General features: G+C 45.4%; 9 protein-coding genes and 1 pseudogene. 8 read left to right on the top strand and 2 right to left on the bottom strand.

The genetic code is table 11. The features are described 5' to 3' along the window. Positions 1–109: 109 nt before the first annotated feature. Together RNZ41_RS09525 and RNZ41_RS09520 are read right to left on the bottom strand one after the other, a co-directional pair. A complete protein-coding gene (locus RNZ41_RS09525; RefSeq protein WP_314027172.1) occupies positions 110–3,292 on the bottom strand; it encodes an efflux RND transporter permease subunit in 3,183 nt (1,060 codons plus the stop codon). A gap of 79 nt (positions 3,293–3,371) precedes the next feature. Then, complete coding sequence (locus RNZ41_RS09520) at positions 3,372–4,622, bottom strand: efflux RND transporter periplasmic adaptor subunit (protein ID WP_314027171.1); 1,251 nt, start codon at positions 4,620–4,622, stop codon at positions 3,372–3,374. 488 nt (positions 4,623–5,110) lie between these two features. Between RNZ41_RS09520 and pilG the strand changes: the two genes are divergently transcribed. The 8 genes and pseudogenes from pilG to RNZ41_RS09480 all read left to right on the top strand — a co-directional run bounded on the left by pilG (position 5,111) and on the right by RNZ41_RS09480 (position 16,999). Next, complete coding sequence (pilG, locus tag RNZ41_RS09515) at positions 5,111–5,497, top strand: twitching motility response regulator PilG (protein ID WP_050324978.1); 387 nt, start codon at positions 5,111–5,113, stop codon at positions 5,495–5,497. 246 nt (positions 5,498–5,743) lie between these two features. Further along, positions 5,744–6,106, top strand: coding sequence for a response regulator (locus RNZ41_RS09510; RefSeq protein WP_050324979.1), 363 nt, complete (start codon positions 5,744–5,746; stop codon positions 6,104–6,106). A gap of 5 nt (positions 6,107–6,111) precedes the next feature. After that, positions 6,112–6,648, top strand: a complete 537-nt coding sequence (locus RNZ41_RS09505; protein WP_065254123.1) for a chemotaxis protein CheW — start codon at positions 6,112–6,114, stop codon at positions 6,646–6,648. 419 nt (positions 6,649–7,067) lie between these two features. Next, a pseudogene (locus RNZ41_RS09500) lies at positions 7,068–8,102 on the top strand (methyl-accepting chemotaxis protein); the annotation flags it as partial. 203 nt (positions 8,103–8,305) lie between these two features. Next, on the top strand, positions 8,306–8,560 hold the full coding sequence (locus tag RNZ41_RS09495; RefSeq protein ID WP_083106461.1) for a CheR family methyltransferase: 255 nt from the start codon (positions 8,306–8,308) through the stop codon (positions 8,558–8,560). 171 nt (positions 8,561–8,731) lie between these two features. Further along, positions 8,732–15,397 (top strand): Hpt domain-containing protein, encoded by a 6,666-nt coding sequence (locus RNZ41_RS09490; protein WP_314027170.1) that lies wholly within the window; start codon positions 8,732–8,734, stop codon positions 15,395–15,397. A 28-nt stretch (positions 15,398–15,425) separates the two neighbouring features. After that, entirely contained in the window at positions 15,426–16,379 is a 954-nt protein-coding gene (locus RNZ41_RS09485; protein ID WP_314027169.1) for a chemotaxis protein CheB, read from the top strand. A 56-nt stretch (positions 16,380–16,435) separates the two neighbouring features. After that, positions 16,436–16,999, top strand: coding sequence for a hypothetical protein (locus RNZ41_RS09480; RefSeq protein WP_065254125.1), 564 nt, complete (start codon positions 16,436–16,438; stop codon positions 16,997–16,999). Positions 17,000–17,044: the final 45 nt, after the last annotated feature.

The following is a 17,044-nucleotide window of genomic DNA, read 5'->3' as shown; positions in this document are numbered from 1 at the left end:
AATCACGCAGCCCAATTAATCTAATTAAGGCATAGCCCAATTTAAAATTGTACCGGGCTACTCATTCTTAAGTTTCTTTACACTGTATAAAATTGTAATGAATTATTGCTTAAAATGAGTCGTGGCGCTCTATGGCAAGGGTTGTTGCTTTCTTTTTAGCAAATAATCGCAAAAACCGCTGTTTGCCGTCATCTAAATAGGTATAAATCACAGGCACCACAATCAAGGTCAATAAGGTTGAAGTAATCACCCCGCCAATAATGGCGTGTGCCATCGGTGCTTGCTGCTCCGACCCTTCACCAATGCCCAATGCCAGCGGTATCATCCCCATCACCATGGCAGCGGTAGTCATCAAAATTGGGCGCAGGCGCGTTTGCCCTGCCAGCATAATAGCTTCATTACGGCTCAAACCGTTTGATAAAGATTCTTTAATAAAATCAATGAGTAAAATCGCATTCTTACACACCAATCCCATCAGCATGATAATGCCGATGATAGAAAACATATTAAGACTAGAGCCAAATAAAAATAACGCAAAGAACACCCCAATCAGCGATAACGGCAGCGATGCCATAATCGCCACAGGGTATAAAAAGCTATTAAACTGTGACCCTAACAACATATAGATAAATACAATTGCCAGTCCAAGCGCGGTTGTTGCGTAGCCGATGGATTCTGCCATGTCCTTGTTAGAGCCTTGTACCGCAAAGCTGTAACCGGGCGGCAGTTTCATCTCGTTTTGGATTTTTGTGATATCCGCGCCGATATCACCTGCCGGTCTGCCGTCCGTGTTGGCTTGGACTACCACCTCACGAAACAGCGAACGCCGGTTGATTTGCGGTGCACCTAAGGTTTCACTAAAATTCGCCACTTGCGATAGCGGCACTAGCACTGGTTGACCATTTTGATCCGTACGGCTTGATGACAAGTACATGGATTGTAGTTGCGAGATGGTCTGGCGGTTGTCGTCATTTAAGCGCACGTTGACATCGATATTGTTGCCGTTGTCATCTTTAAAGGTGCTCACATTGTCACCGGCCAGCAGCGGGCGTAATGCTTGTCCGATTTGCCCAATCGAAAGACCGGCGTCATTTGCTGCTTCTCGGTTAATGGTGACATTGACCATTGATTTGGGCTGTTTAAGCGTGCTTTCCAAATCTACCAAGCCATTGACGTTTGAGAGTTTTTGCATAAACTCATTGGATAAACGTTGCAGCTCATTTAAATCATTGCCTTTGATGGATATCATAATCGGCTTAAGGCCACCGCTGACCGCCATGGCAGCGGCTGCCACTGAGGTAACTTTAATACCGCCTACCTGCTGCAATTGCTCACGCATGGCACGGTTTAAGGCATCTAGTCCGCGCGTGCGCTCATCTTTGGGTACTAACGATACATTCACTTGTACCCGATTGTTACCGCTATAGGACATCGCATTAACCGTGGCATAAGTATTGGTAACCTCGGGAAAACTTTGTAATACCGCGTTGACTTGTGCTGCTTTTTGTTGGGTGTAGTCAAGATTGGCATTGACAGGTGTTTCAAATTTGACTTTGATTTCATTCATATCCGCTTGCGGGACAAATTCTTTGCCCACCAACCCCACGGCAAAAAATGCGGCAACCAGTGAGCCAATTGCAATAAGCACAGTTATCAAACGATGGCGTAAACTCCACGCAAGAATATGGCTGTATAGATTGGTCAACCGATCTAACAGCCGCTGAAAACCCGCTAATAGCCAAGCAATTGGTCGTTTGCGAAACGATACCCGCCCATTGAGTCGGTCATGTTGGTGCGCGGCATCTGGGTCTGGCCAAATCGAAGACAACATCGGGTCAAGCGTGAAGCTAACGAATAACGACAGCAACACAGCGGTGGAAACGGTCACACCAAACTGATAAAAAAAGCGTCCGATAATCCCGCCCATAAAAGCCACGGGTAAAAATACCGCCACAATCACCAGCGTCGTCGCTAGCACGGCAAGCCCGATTTCTTGGGTGCCATCAAGCGCCGCTTGGCGGTGATGTTTGCCCATACCCATATGGCGTACGATATTTTCCCGCACCACAATCGCATCATCAATCAATAGTCCGATACATAATGCCAGCGCCAGTAGGGTCATCATGTTGATGGAAAAACCAAACGTCCAAATCGCCGCTAAAGTACCGAGCAGCGAAATGGGTAGCGTCAATCCTGTGATAATGGTCGAACGCCACGACCCTAAGAACAACCAAACAATAAACACCGCCAATATCGCTCCTTCAATCAAGGTGCGCACCACATTATTTAACGAGCCGCGAATACTTTTTGAGCTATCAGCCACCACCGTCATGGTGACACCTGGGGGTAGGGTCGATTGGATTTCTGCCAGACGCTGCTGGGTTTTATCAACCACATCAATCACATTGGCATCCGACATTTTGATAATATCCATTGCCACCGCAGGTTGACCATTTTGTAGCGACGCTGACTCAGCCTCGGCTTGCCCATCAATGACTTCGGCAACTTGCGATAAGTACACAGGCACGATAGCACCCGTACTTGAGCGATTTTGGGCGACAATGATTTGGTTAAACTCATTGGGTGTTTTGACCAACCCGTTGACTTGAATCACCATTTCTTGGTTTTGATTGTTGATGGTACCGACAGGTAATTCGACGTTCTCTGAGCGTAGTGCATTGCTAATTTGATTGACTGAGACTTTATAGGCATTCATTTGGGTGGGATTGAGCAGCACACGGATTTGACGCTGCCGACCCCCCAATATATCAACACGACCCACACCTGTGACTGTTTGTAGCTGTTTTTTGACCGTGTTGTCTAAGTAAGTGGATAACTCCCGAAGCGACATTTTGTCAGAGCGAAACGTGACGGACACCACAGGCGCATCGGCAGGATTGTACTGCGCAACGATAGGCGTGGTGACTTCATCCCGAAAGGTGGGGGTCACCAGTGCCAATTTATCACGCACATTTTGTGCGGCAACATCGGAAGGGATATTTAAATCAAACTGCACGATGACTTGTGACAGGCCTTGTTGGGTGACGGAGGTCACTTCTTTGACACCGGCGATGGTATTGACTTGGTCTTCAATTTTTTTGGTAATGTCGGTTTCGATGACTTCAGGTGAAGCACCACTATAAACGGTATTGACCACCACAAATGGGAATTCAATATTAGGAAATTCCTCAACTTTCATGCGAAATGTTGCTAGTAGTCCAATGACCATTAGCGCGAGCATGATCATGGCGGCAAACACAGGATTGTTGATACTGACGCGGGTGAGCCACATAGCAAATTCCTAATACTAAAATTTTTAACAGTGAAATTTTTAACAATATAGAATGAGTGAATGAAACACTATCAGTAGGTTATTTGAGCACGACTTTTTTACCCACGTCATTGGCATTAAGATTTGCCACAATCACTGTGGTGTTAGGCTCGATGCCAGTAATTAAATACTGACTGGTATCGTCAAGGTGTTTGAGTACCTTGATAGGCTGTTTGGTAATCACATTGTCTTTACTGACCACCAAAATCGTGCCTGCTTCTAAAGTTGGACTTGTGGCGGATGGGTCGCTAGATTTATTGGCTGCGCCTTTTGCCCCAGATTCGAGGGCTCTAGATTCGAGTGCTTTAGATTCCAGCATTACCGCTGACATCGGCACCAAGACCCCAACTTGTGCAACCCCATAATTAAGCTTGCCTGTGGCATACATGCCCGGGCGAAGTCCACGATTACGCTGAGAAGGCTTAACCGCGATATAAATCGTCAGCTGGCGAGTGGCGGCATCGACTTGGGGCGAAATGCGGCTAATTTGTCCGATGTACTGATTGGTTTGATTACTAATAGTAAAAGGCACTTGTTGACCAAGTTGTAGCTGTGTTTGTGCTTCGCTAGGGACATTGGCGGCAAACTCAAGTTTATTGGGGTCAATGATTTCCATCAAGGCTTGGTTTTGCGTGACTACCTGTCCGACATTGACGCTGCGACTGCTGACAATCCCAGTGGTAGGCGCATAAATCGTGGTATCACCAAACATTTTTTGTGCGCTACTTAATTGGGCTTGTTTGGCTTTGATGGCTTCACGCTGGGCAATGCTGTCTGCCACACTACGCTCATACTCTATTTGTGAGACAAAGCCTTGCTCGAGCAAAATTTTGTTGCGCTCAGCAAGTTTATTGGCGACGATTGCTTGTGCTTGGGCGGCGGCAACATCGGCTTGCGCTTGAGCGAGTTGGTTTTTACTATCACTGATATCAAGTCGCACCAGTGGCTCACCTTTTGCTACCGTTTTACCCACATCGGCCAGCACTTGCTGCACTTGTGCATTCACGGTTGATTGTACCACTGTGTGGTCTGAAGGCTGCAGTGTCCCTGTCACGGTGACGCTCGGTTCAAATCGGTCTGCTTTGGCGGTGATGACATCGGCGGCTAATAGCTGAATCTCGTTATTGGCGATTTGCGTGGTGGCTGACGCGGTGGTAACTTGAGTGTTTTGGGTTGACAGCGGGCTTTTGCTATCGTTTTGCTGTTTTTGGCAACCGCTCAAACTAATAACAGCGCTAGCCACGGCTAGGCTTAATGGTAGAACTTTGGTGATAAACTTCGATGTTATCATGAATGAGACGTCCTCAGCGCAAACAATCAACTTAAAAAAATATAAAACGATGTAGAAATAGCCAGTGCAATAAACTTTTCTAAGCTTATCTCAAGATGTGTCACTATCTCATGGAATCCGTGTATATTAACATGGGTGTATGGGCAATCTACAAAACAGTCAATAGATCGAACCTGAATCATCATAGGATGTTAAAAATGAACGGTAAGTGCATCGATTTAAGCATACTTTGCAGCAAAAAAGTATGGTAGTATTTTAAAAATATCACCATACAGTTGGTTTGTAACTATACTGTATGAAATATTTGTTAAATCTTATAAAAATTATTTAGAATAGCTTTGTTTAGTTGTCAAAAATTGTACCAGTTGCTTTTGAGGGTTGAGGCATCATTTGATAGTTGCCCCAACGCCTATAACTTAAAGTTTTGAGCAATCGCTATAGGACAATGGGTAGCAAAATCATAGCGAAACAACCATTAGGAAAATATTATGGATGCAAATTTTGAAGGCCTAAAAGTCATGATTATTGACGATTCAAAAACCATTCGTCGTACCGCAGAGACGTTACTTGCCAAAGCAGGCTGTGAGGTGACTACTGCCGTTGATGGCTTTGATGCGTTGGCAAAAATTGCGGATACCAACCCAGATTTGATTTTTGTCGATATCATGATGCCACGCCTCGACGGTTATCAGACTTGTTCACTAATCAAAAACAACGCAGATTTTGCTGCCACGCCCGTGATTATGCTGTCATCAAAAGATGGCTTGTTTGATAAAGCGCGCGGTCGTATCGTCGGCTCAGATGAGTACTTGACCAAACCATTTAGTAAAGAAGAGCTATTTGATACCATTGAACGTCATCGTCCTGCGTCTTAATGCGCTGTGCTTCTTTATACGCTGGGTTGAAGCTAAACAGCATGCCATTGCTTGCAACTGTTGTTAACCCCTAAAGTCTGCAATCACTCGATATGACTGAAATATAAGCCCAGATTGCAACCTAGCTAGACGTAGATTTGGGATGCGTGTTTAGTTTAACCGTTGTGCTGTTGGGTTTTTATTCCCATCGACATACAAAACAGTAAAATATTAATGCAATCAATAATTAGGTAAAAGGGTAAGTGTATGGCCAAAATCTTAGTAGTTGATGATTCACCATCAGAAATGGCAAAATTTCGAGATATTTTGACTCGTCATCAGCACGAAGTCATTGAAGCGCATACAGGCGAGGATGGAATTCAAAAAGCCAATGAGTTTTTCCCCGATGTGATTTTGATGGATGTGGTCATGCCAGAGATGAATGGCTTCCAAGCAACCCGCAAACTTACCCGTGACCCAAAAACCAGTCATATCCCTGTCATCATCATCAGTACTAAAAATCAAGAAGCTGACCGCGTCTGGGGCAAGCGCCAAGGCGCACGGGATTATCTCAGTAAGCCGATTACAGAAGAAGCCTTAATCACTGTAATCTGCGCCGTGATGGAGTAGGTTTCGTGTCCTCAAACGGCTTTATCGAGCTTTTACGACTCGCTAACCGCGGTATCAAACGACAAAAAGGTACCCACTTTGACCAAAGAAATCAGTGGCTAGGGGTCGCGTTTTCGTTAGGTGGCCATCACTTGGTAGCCCCACTCGGTGATGTGGCTGAGGTACTATCTTTGCCTGCCTATACCTCGGTGCCTTTGTCAAAACCTTGGCTGCTAGGGATTGCCAATGTTCGGGGACGGTTATTACCGATTACCAATTTGTCGAACTTCTTAGGTTTACATCCATCAGGCTTAAATTACCAATCAGGCAATCAAAAGATTTTGGTGATTGATCAACCCAAGCTGTTTAGTGGCTTACAAGTTGATGAGGTATTGGGTATCCAAACCTTTAGTCGTGGGCAATATCAGCCTATCGAGATGCCGAACGATTCGCCGCTCGCGCAGTATACGCATGGTCGTTTTAGACAAAACGAGCAGATTTGGTATGTGTTTATGCCAAGCTTATTGGCGCAAGACACGCGTTATTTAGAAGCAGCGTTATAACCTAATTTTCTAACTCATTAAAACAATTGAGGGTTTACCATATCATGGATACTAAAACTTCGACCCTAAGTACCAATACCAACTCCCCTGTCGCGGTCGGGCCTGGCAAGAGTAATTATCGTTTGAATAGAGGGGACTCAATCAACTGGATTATTTGGGCAAGTATTTGTGGTGGTGTTGCTAGTTTGGCATTTATTTATCGACTCTACCAATTGATGATTTTGGTACGTCAACAGAATAGTGTTGCCCATAATTTTTTGACGATTTGGTTGCCCTCTATTTTGATTGTATTAGGCGTCATTGGGGCGATTTACTTTTTGACCCGCCAGATTAGTGCCAAAACCCATCGCGAAATGGTAGAACGTGAACGTGAAACGCTGCGTCAGCGTCATGAGATGGAGGTTGAATCTGAACGTGCCCGCAGAATCCAAGAAGAAAACGAACGTAACCAAATGGCGATTTTGCGTTTGCTTGATGAGTTAGGTGACTTAGCGGAAGGTGACTTGACCGTGAACGCAACGGTATCAGAAGACTTTACAGGTGCGATTGCAGACTCGGTCAACTTTGCAATTGACCAATTGCGTCAACTGGTTTCTGCGATTAACGTCACCGCAGAGCGAGTCGCTCGCGCCTCTGACCAAACCCAGGCAAAGGCAGTTGAACTAGCCCAAGCCTCTGAAAGCCAAGCGCAAGAGATTGCGGGAGCCTCTGCAGCGATTAATGAGATGGCGGTGTCTATTGACCAAGTATCTTCAAATGCCGCCGAATCTGCTGCGGTTGCGGACCGTTCGGTTGCGATTGCCTATAACGGGGCAGAAGTGGTACAACGTACCATCGATGGTATGAATACCATTCGTGATCAGATTCAAGAAACCTCAAAACGTATTAAGCGCCTCGGTGAATCATCGCAAGAGATTGGCGATATCGTTGGACTGATTAATGACATTGCTGACCAAACCAACATCCTTGCGCTTAATGCGGCGATTCAGGCATCGATGGCGGGTGAAGCAGGGCGTGGTTTTGCGGTTGTTGCTGACGAGGTTCAGCGCCTAGCAGAACGTTCAGCCACAGCGACCAAACAGATTGAAACACTGGTTAAAACCATTCAGGCAGATACGAACGAAGCGGTGATGTCGATGGAATCAACCACCGCAGAAGTTGTACGCGGTGCAAAACTTGCAAAAGACGCGGGTGAGGCGCTTGAAGAAGTACAAGCTGTATCTAACAACTTGGCATCATTGATTCAGAGTATCTCGAATGCGGCGCGTCAGCAGGCAGCCTCAGCGGGTCATATTTCAAATACCATGAACGTCATTCAAGATATTACCTCGCAAACTACTTCAGGTACCATGGCGGTCGCTCGTTCAATCGGTCAGCTTAATGAGATGGCGGCGGCGCTTCAAGAATCAGTATCGGGCTTTAAATTGCCAGATGATGCTTCAGCAAACGCTTAATGGCTAATGCTTAATTAGGTTTAGTAATCAACAGTTGGCTAAAATAAAGGGTGGTTTTAACCACCTTTCTTTTTATGACTGTTAGATAAATTTATAAGTAGATAAATGTATAAGTAGTAGATAAGGGTATAAGTGTTAGATGAGGGGTTGGAAGCGCTTGTTTTAATCATTGATTGAGATTTTTTAACGCCAAGTCATGACCGATAATAAGTTATTCACCGATAACAACTGGGGTAGAGGCAAGACTGTTAATTTATTTTCGCCAATTTGAGCAGCGTGATATCGTGCGTTATTTAGCCCGTTATTTGGCGGATGATGGTATTTTGTTGTTAGGCGCAGGTGAAAGTCTGGGGTTTAGTGATCCAGATTTACAGCAAATTGCCATGCCGACAATCAATGGCTATTGCAAAACGGTTGCACCAGATTGGCTCAAAGCAGTAGCAAATATTGAGCGCTAACCAGTTAAGTCAATATTGAAGGGTATAAAAGCTATCAACCTGAGTTGACGCCAGACAGCGGGTAAGTTATTTTAAGTGATATAAGAAATTAATAAACGACTGCGTTACAGCTAAGTTAAAATCGAGAAAAATCGTCATCGTTTTTGACAGTCGTTGTCCTAGGAATATGGTATGAGTAAACAACGTAATTTGATCGCCTTAGACTGGTTGATGCCGGTTTTAAAAGACGTATTTGGTGAGCTTAACCAGTTGCTACAACGACATGACGCGCCCCCAGCGTGGCAGTTAATCGGTCAACATTTGCACCAAATCACCGGTGCACTCGCGCTTGCCAACCAGCCAGCCTTATCAAAACTGGCGAAAACGCTTGATAAAACCACTATCGCCATTCAGCAAGAAACTTTATCCCCGCAGTATTTTAGTCAAATCAGCCATGCGGTGAGATTGCTGCAATTTGACATTGAACAAGTACAAGCTAAACAGCAGATTCATACCGATTGGGTCAATGACCGAATCGCTTATTTTGAGCAGCTGCTTGGCATAGCATCAACTTATGAGCCCATCCCACCTGTCACAGACAATGCTTTATTATTTTTAAGCCAATTAGCCACACCAGACATCAAACACCCATGGGACAGTGCCCAAGCCGATGAGTTACTCAAAGTCTGGCGTTATAACAGTTTGCAACTACTACAAAACGCGACCAACGATAGCAAACATTTAGATGCGCTGAGCAAAGTTGCGGGCTATTTGTCCCAGGCTGCTATCAATCCTGCCTGGCGTCAATTTTGGCAGTTGGTCGCGGTTTGGTGCAATAATCTAACCATCAATGAGCAACCTGCGCCAACCGCTAATGCTTCGCTGTTAAACAGTCTGTCATTGCTGCTGACGCATGATTTGACTCTCACCCCTGATATTACCGTGTCGCGTCTGGCAGTTGATGTGTTGTTAGCGCTCAATGCGTTAACCCATAAATCGCATGATACTAAAGCCCTGCTATCAAGCTTGGATATCAATAGTAGTGACACGCTTGATAATCTATTTAGTCAAGTATTAGAAAAACTTGAAAAAATTATTTACCAAGTGCATGAGCCGCTCACCATTTTGCCGCTGCTTGAATCGGTCAAAAACAGTTTGGCAAATCGCGGTTGGGTGTTTTATGAAAACCAAATGGCGCAAATTATCGATGACGTGCGCTTGATGACGCAAGATACTTTTATGGCGTCATCACTCAGTTGGCAGGTAGAACGCCAGCTGCAAGATTTTTACAGCCAGTTGTTGTCAACGGTTGAAATCCTTGATAGCCAAATTGGCTTAAAGCATTTTGCTTATGCCAGCAATCCGCAAAATGAAGCGGTGCGCCAAACGCGCGTGCATATTGAACATATCAAACAGTCGTTTAATCAATATATCCAAACCCGTGATTTAAATAAATTAACTGTCAATGACGAATTGATTGCCACTATTCAAGTTTTTGGGGCATTAGGATTAACACGTCCCAAAGAATTGGTCGAGCAAATTCGCTTATTATTTAGTCGTATGCATAAAAATTCGGTACAGGTATTAAGCGCGGAAGCCAGTGATGCCATCGCCGACATGCTTGCCCGCTTTGAGCTATTTTTGGATTATTTATCCAATCAGTCTGTTAATGAAGAATTTTTGGATCAAACCCAAACTCAGCTTAACCGTGCCAATTTATTGCTTAATCGCTTAATCGAAATGCCATTAACCGCCGCCGAAGTGATAGCGCCAACCAAGCACTTTGGCAGTGATACGGTGATTTACGATGATGGAGGCGAATATATTGCCAGTGATATGAAAGCACCAACACAAGTGCTAGCTACGGCTTCAGAAGCGCCTATCAAGCAAACGGCTGTCACGCAAACGACTGGCGTGCAAGAATCGCAAGCGCTAGCGGCTGCGAGGCAAGCCCTCAAAGCTGATGACTATAGTATGGATGAAGATATCCGAGATATTTTTATTGAAGAGGCGCAAGAAGTCCTTGCTGAGTTGGGTGAGCAAATTCTGGTATGGGAAGTGGACCCTCGTGAATTAGTCGCGCTCAAAGATATCCGCCGAGGTTTTCATACCTTAAAAGGCTCAGGTCGTATGGTGGGCGCTCATCAAATTGGTGAGATGTGCTGGGCAGTAGAAAACATGCTCAACCGTGTGCTAGATGGTACTTTAGCGGTTAGTGATGCGTTAGTGGGCTTTATCAAAGATACCCATCGCAAACTGCCGATATTGGTTGAAGATTTTCAGCAGCGGCGGGCGCCAAGTATTGACCCTGCGGTTACGGTATTGCAAGCGACTAATCTATTACAGCAGCAGCCGATTAACACAGGTCTGCCAGAAACCAATGGCTTAGATAGCCTTGTACCAGTCAGTGCTAATGAGGCTAAAGACAGTGATAATATGGCTCAAGGCATTGAGGTTGCAAGTGACACTGCGCCATCAACTACAGGGGATATTCATGCCTTACCTGAGGTGGTGGCTCGCGAATATGAACAGCTAACGACGGTCACAGATGCGGTCAGCGATGCCGATATTCAAGAAATTTATATCGAAGAAGCCAATGAAGTTATCGAGACGATTGCACCGCTTAACCAAGCTTGGCAAGCCAAGCCCAATGATTTTGATACCTTAAAAGAAATCCGCCGAGGTTTTCATACCTTAAAAGGCTCAGGTCGTATGGTTGGCGCCAATCAGCTAGGGGAGCTTGCTTGGTCGATTGAAAACATGCTCAATCGCGTGCTTGATCATACCATAGCGGTTGATGAGGGGGTTTTACGTCTAGTTAGTGATGTCATTGAGGCATTTGGTGGGCTCATCACGATTTTTGCCCAAAATCGTACAGACTATCCCGCCGTGATTCAATTATGGCAAGCTGTCGCTAATAGCTATGCCAAAAAACATGGCGACAGCTTTAGCTACCATCAAGCCTTATCCGCCTTTGGGGGACAAGTAGCAGCTTCGCCAAGTGCGTCACACACAGATGTGGCGCTTTCGTCTGGTCACGCCACCGCACAAACGCAAGCGCTACAGGATGTCAGTGGCATTAGTGACATCAGTAGTGAAATGGATGTCGCTGATGACGTATTTATTGAAGAAGCGGACGAGTTATTGACCGATATTGATAACTTTATTACTCACCATTTGGGTGAGCCTGCAACGCATGTGCCTGATGCCATATTACGTGCATTCCATACCTTACGTGGTGGCGCAGCCCTGATTGGACTTAATAATGTTTATCACTTAAGCGCCGCGGTAGAACAAGCACTGGGCGACCTATTACATAATGAAATGCCGCTCACGGCCAGCCAGCTATTGACCTTGCAAGAGGCCAAAGATCTGCTACAAACCTACATTGATGAGCATAAAATCCATCATGATGTGACGGTGGTAGAAGATAACACCGACATTGTGTCCGACTTGATTGAGCGGCTAACAGATGCCAATGCCGAATCTTATGAAAGCACAAAACTGACGGTCAAAGACTTGATAGCGCTTGGGATTGATGACTTACTCGATGCCGATCAGCAAGCACAGGCTAGGTTTGCTGGTGAGAGCGAACAAGTTAGTGCCTATGCCGAGCAGCTTGAACAGCAAGCGTCAAGGCTTGCGCAAGCGACTGAAGGTTTGAGCTATTTTATCATTCCAAGTACCTTACAGTTTGCCTATAAAAAACTTGCTGATTATCCGCAATTTGCCAAAAATGAAGCCATTTATGATGGCTTAATGGGCTTACACAATCAGCTCATCAATATGTTTGACGCCATTGCAGCAGGACTGCGCGTCAATATCAATGAAGAGGCGATTGAAACTTTAAGAAAATTATTGGCAAAAAGTCAGTACCAAGCTGAGATGGATGCTATCGAGTACCAGACAATCGCTACCGACGATGAACTGTTGCAGATTTTCTTAGATGAAGTGCAAACCATTCAGCCCGATGTGCAAAATTACTACAACCAATGGCTCAATAACCTTAGCAATCTAGAGGTGGTCAAAGAACTAGCTAATTATATGCACATATTAAAAGGGGGTGCAGAGCTAATCGGGGTATCGAGTATCGTCGAGATGGCGCTACGTGGTGAGCAAGTGTATGACGCCATTGACAAAGGTATTTTACCTAGTGATACCGATACCGCTTCATTGCTACAAAAACTGCATGAAACCATTGCCTCACAGCTCAAGCAAGTTCGACAATTTAGTCGCTCTTTTGAAGCCACAGATTTTGCCCGCCAAATCGATGAGGTCATCGCCGGCACAGTACAAAGTCGGGACTTGGTATTTGCGGTGCCACTGATTGTTGAAGCCAATCCTGAAGAGTCGATAGAGCAAAAACAACCTGCCAAAGAGGGTGATAGCGCACTTGCGAAAAATGATCCACTCTACATCGAAGAAATTATTAACAACTTTGAAGAGCGTCGTTTAGAGACTTGGAAAGGTCAAGAGCCTGACGAAGATATCTTAAAAGTGTATCTTGAAGAAGCCAAAGAGCTGATTGATAGCAGCAGCCTGCATTTACAAGAGTTCCGTAGTAATAACAGTGATCTTGCAGCATTACAAGCCTTGCAACGTGAATTGCACACCATCAAAGGTGGCGCAAGAATGGTCGGTGCAGAAGGGATTGCTACATTAGCGCACGAAATGGAAACCATCTACGAAGAGCTAGGCAGCCGCCGCAAACCTGCCACTCGGATGATTGGTAACCTATTGGCGGTGTGTCATGACTGGTTAGCAAGTGCGATTTATGTATTAGAAAATAAATTTAACCCACAAACGCCGGTGGCGTTGGTTGCAGCGCTGCAACAATTCTCGCGAAAGCCTGATAGCTTAAAAGAAATCCCCAATGTTAACCTCACCAGCCAAATTGAACAAATTGATATCTATCGCAGTAGTCTCGGGCAAGACACGTTAGAAGTCAAACAGCGCGACCTAAGCGTCATGCCGCTGATGACGGGTAACTTTGAATCTGAGCAAGATCAATCGAGCCTTAATGCTGAGACGCTTAGGATTTCTGCAAGTACCATGGAGCGTATGATTAACCTATCAGGTGAGTCCGCGATCAACCGCTCACGAATCGAGATGGGTATATCGAGTCTATCAAACAATATCGAAGAGATGGGCGCAACCGTACAGCGTCTAGCAGATCAGCTACGCCGTATGGAAACTGAGCTTGAGATTCAAATTTTGTCACAAATTGGTGAGGAACATGAATTAGAAAATGACTTTGACCCGTTAGAGATGGACCAATATTCAGCGCTCAACCAACTGTCAAAATCGCTCTCGGAATCGGCATCGGACTTGTTAGACATCAAAACCACCATGCTCGATAAAACCCGTGAAACCGAAAACTTGCTACTGCAATTATCACGCACCCAGTCCGATTTGCAAGAGGGGTTGATGGATTCACGTACTGTGCCATTCTCGCGTATCACGCCACGTCTGCAACGGGTCGTCCGTCAAACAGCCACCGAGCTTGGCAAGTCTGTTGAACTGCGAATCCTAAACGATGAAGGTGAAATTGACCGTAATATCCTTGAGCGTATTACCTCGCCGCTTGAGCATATGCTACGTAACGCCGTTGACCATGGTATTGAAAAATCGCAAGAACGTATTGAAAGTGGTAAATCAAGAACAGGCTTAATCACGCTTGAAGTGCTGCGTGAAGGCGGTGAAATCGTTATCAACTTAACCGATGATGGACGCGGTATTAATGTGAATGCGGTACGCGAAAAAGCGATTGAGCAAGGCTTGATTTCTGCCAAAGATACCAGTCTAAAGACACTGGATATCATGCAATATATCTTTAACGCGGGTCTATCCACCGCCAAATCCGTATCACAAATCTCGGGTCGTGGTGTCGGTATGGACGTGGTACAAAGCGAAGTCAAGCAGCTGGGTGGTGTAGTAACCGTCGACTCTGAGCCTGGCAGAGGCTCACGCTTTACCATGCGTCTACCATTGACAGTTGCGGTGTCTGATGCCTTGATGGTGAGGGCAGGGGATAAATACTTTGCTGTACCATTGGTGCAAATTGAACGTGTGATGCGGGTCAATATCGATGCGATTGCTAACTTTTATACCACGAATGCCGATACTATCAATATCGATGGACAAGCCTATCGTTTGCGCTATCTTAATCAGATTTTGTACGGCAGTGACCCGGTGGATGCACTAGCGCACCAGTCAAGCAGTGTGCCAGTGATTATTATTCGTACTGACTTAGGTCAGCGCATGGCGCTACAAGTGGATATGATTGCAGGCTCTCGTATTGAAGTGGTCGTCAAACCGCTCGGTCGTCAGCTCTCCCATATCGATGGAATTTCTTCTGCCACCATCATGGGTGATGGCTCGGTCATGCTCATTCTTGACTTGGTGGCATTGATGCGTAATGTCAGCAATATCGCCAAAGTCGAGCAGCAAAAAGCCAATAAGTCGGTCAAACAAGCGCACAAACCCGTGGTACTAATTGTGGATGACTCAGTAACCGTACGTAAAGTCACCTCGCGCCTACTAGAACGTCACGGCTATGAGGCCCAAGTGGCAACGGATGGTATTGATGCGCTAGAAAAACTGCAAGAAATGCTACCTGAAGTCATTGTATTGGATATTGAGATGCCACGTATGGACGGCTTTGAAGTGGCCAACCATATTCGCCATAATTCACGGCTCCAGCATATTCCTATTGTCATGATTACATCGCGTACCGGTGAAAAACACCGTGAACGCGCGTTTGATATCGGGGTGAATGAATACATGGGTAAACCATTCCAAGAACAAATGCTGTTAGACACGTTAACGCGCTTTACCCAACAAGCAAAAACTGACTAAGCCGACCATGTAAAGGATACAATCATTCATGCTGTCAAAGCACTCACCGCCGCTGCGATTTTTTATCGTTGCTGAGGAAAATCAGCAACGGCTCGCCTTTAGCGATACCATTCGTTCTTGGGGATTTGAAATCGTGGCATGCTTGGCAGCATCACAGCTGTTCGAAAAACATTTTCAGCAAAAAGTTGATGTGTGGCTAATCGATACCCCAGACGATTACGCAGTCATTCAAAATGTTGAAAAACAACAGAATGTCAATTTGACTAAGATTGTGCTACTGGGCTTTGTCACTGCGCCTTATATCAATGAAAGTCTGTTATATGCCAAATGGCAACGCCAACTCAAGCGAAAAATTGCCAACATGCTAGAACGTAGCGATTTGTTAGAGCCCTATGATGCTGCCAAGAGCGAAATCAAACCGTGGAAATATGTGGTGTTGCTCGCAGCCTCGATGGGCGGACCACTGGCGATTAAGGAATTTTTAGATAATTTGCCCGAAGATTTACCAGTGGCGCTGTTACTAGCGCAGCACTTTAACCAAAATACGCTAAACACCTTGCCAAGAATTTTAAATCGTCACAATGAGTGGCGCTGTGACATAGTGACCAATACCCAGCAATTATTGACAGGACGTTGTTTGATTTTACCGATTGAACACAGCGTGGTGTGTGATTCCAATGGACGGGTGATTTTGCAGCGTAAACCTTGGCAAGGCAGTTACAAACCGCCAATCAGTGACGTCATGCGTAACTGCAGTGAAGCGTTTGGCAATAATTTAATCACTATTGTGTTCTCTGGTATGGGCAATGATGGCAGTGATGTGGCAGCGACGGTCAAAAAAAATGGCAGCATTATTTGGGCGCAATCCCCTGACAGTAGCACCTGCGCGAGCCAGCCACAAAGCATGATTGAAAGCAACCAAGTCACTTTTGTTGGCACCCCTAAGCAGTTAGCTCAGCAGCTAATCGCCTTGTGTGGCTAATACGGCAGGCTAGCAGCGACCCCTAAACTTCTTATTAATCAGTAAATGAGCAGGCTATGGCAAACGATTTAAACCGTTATTTTAAGCAAGATGAGGATGTAGGCGTCCTAAGTATCACCACAGGTCAATTAACCATTGCTCGAATTCCTTCTAGCAGTTCGCCTGACTGGATTGTGCCGCAAGCTTTGATTTTGAGCATTGATAACTATGATGAGCGCATCTGGAATTATATTTGGCGCGGTCAAGAAGTGCCGGTGTATCACTTGTTGCCAAAAGATGATAAGCCCACCCACTTAGTGGTGTTAGAAAGCGTCACCGATATCCATCGGATTGCCTTGCAGATTCATGGCGAAGTGACTTTTCATTCTGTGCGTATTGCTGATCTCAAAGACGCTGATGACGCGACTTACCAAGCTGAATTAGCGACTCACTACCCTGACTTATTAGCCGCCTTAAACGCGCCAGATGATGAGGTCGTCGAGCGCTCACGCGCACCGAATTTGGCAGACTATAGCTTACAGCAGGACTATATTTTTCAGCCAGTCATGTTGGCAGGTGAGCTATGTGTGGTGCCAGATTTGGACAAGCTCTCGCATTTCTTGGTGGATTTAGATAGTTAGACGCAGTCCGCCTTTGTGCTATTTTGCCAACAGTCTGTTACTTTT

Origin of the sequence: Moraxella sp. DOX410 (assembly GCF_032248735.1) — a bacterium.
Classification (GTDB): Bacteria; Pseudomonadota; Gammaproteobacteria; order Pseudomonadales; family Moraxellaceae; genus Faucicola; species Faucicola tetraodonis.
Note: the sequence above shows the minus strand (reverse complement) of the source record. Positions and strands in the feature narration are given on the sequence as shown.

What these genes read in the sequence shown, in the direction of transcription:
- RNZ41_RS09485 (WP_314027169.1), top strand. Translation starts at nt 15,426, where the DNA reads ATGCTGTCAAAGCACTCACCGCCGCTGCGATTTTTTATCGTTGCTGAG.
- RNZ41_RS09480 (WP_065254125.1), top strand. Translation starts at nt 16,436, where the DNA reads ATGGCAAACGATTTAAACCGTTATTTTAAGCAAGATGAGGATGTAGGC.
- RNZ41_RS09525 (WP_314027172.1), bottom strand. Translation starts at nt 3,292, where the DNA reads ATGTGGCTCACCCGCGTCAGTATCAACAATCCTGTGTTTGCCGCCATG.
- RNZ41_RS09490 (WP_314027170.1), top strand. Translation starts at nt 8,732, where the DNA reads ATGAGTAAACAACGTAATTTGATCGCCTTAGACTGGTTGATGCCGGTT.
- pilG (WP_050324978.1), top strand. Translation starts at nt 5,111, where the DNA reads ATGGATGCAAATTTTGAAGGCCTAAAAGTCATGATTATTGACGATTCA.
- RNZ41_RS09520 (WP_314027171.1), bottom strand. Translation starts at nt 4,622, where the DNA reads ATGATAACATCGAAGTTTATCACCAAAGTTCTACCATTAAGCCTAGCC.
- RNZ41_RS09510 (WP_050324979.1), top strand. Translation starts at nt 5,744, where the DNA reads ATGGCCAAAATCTTAGTAGTTGATGATTCACCATCAGAAATGGCAAAA.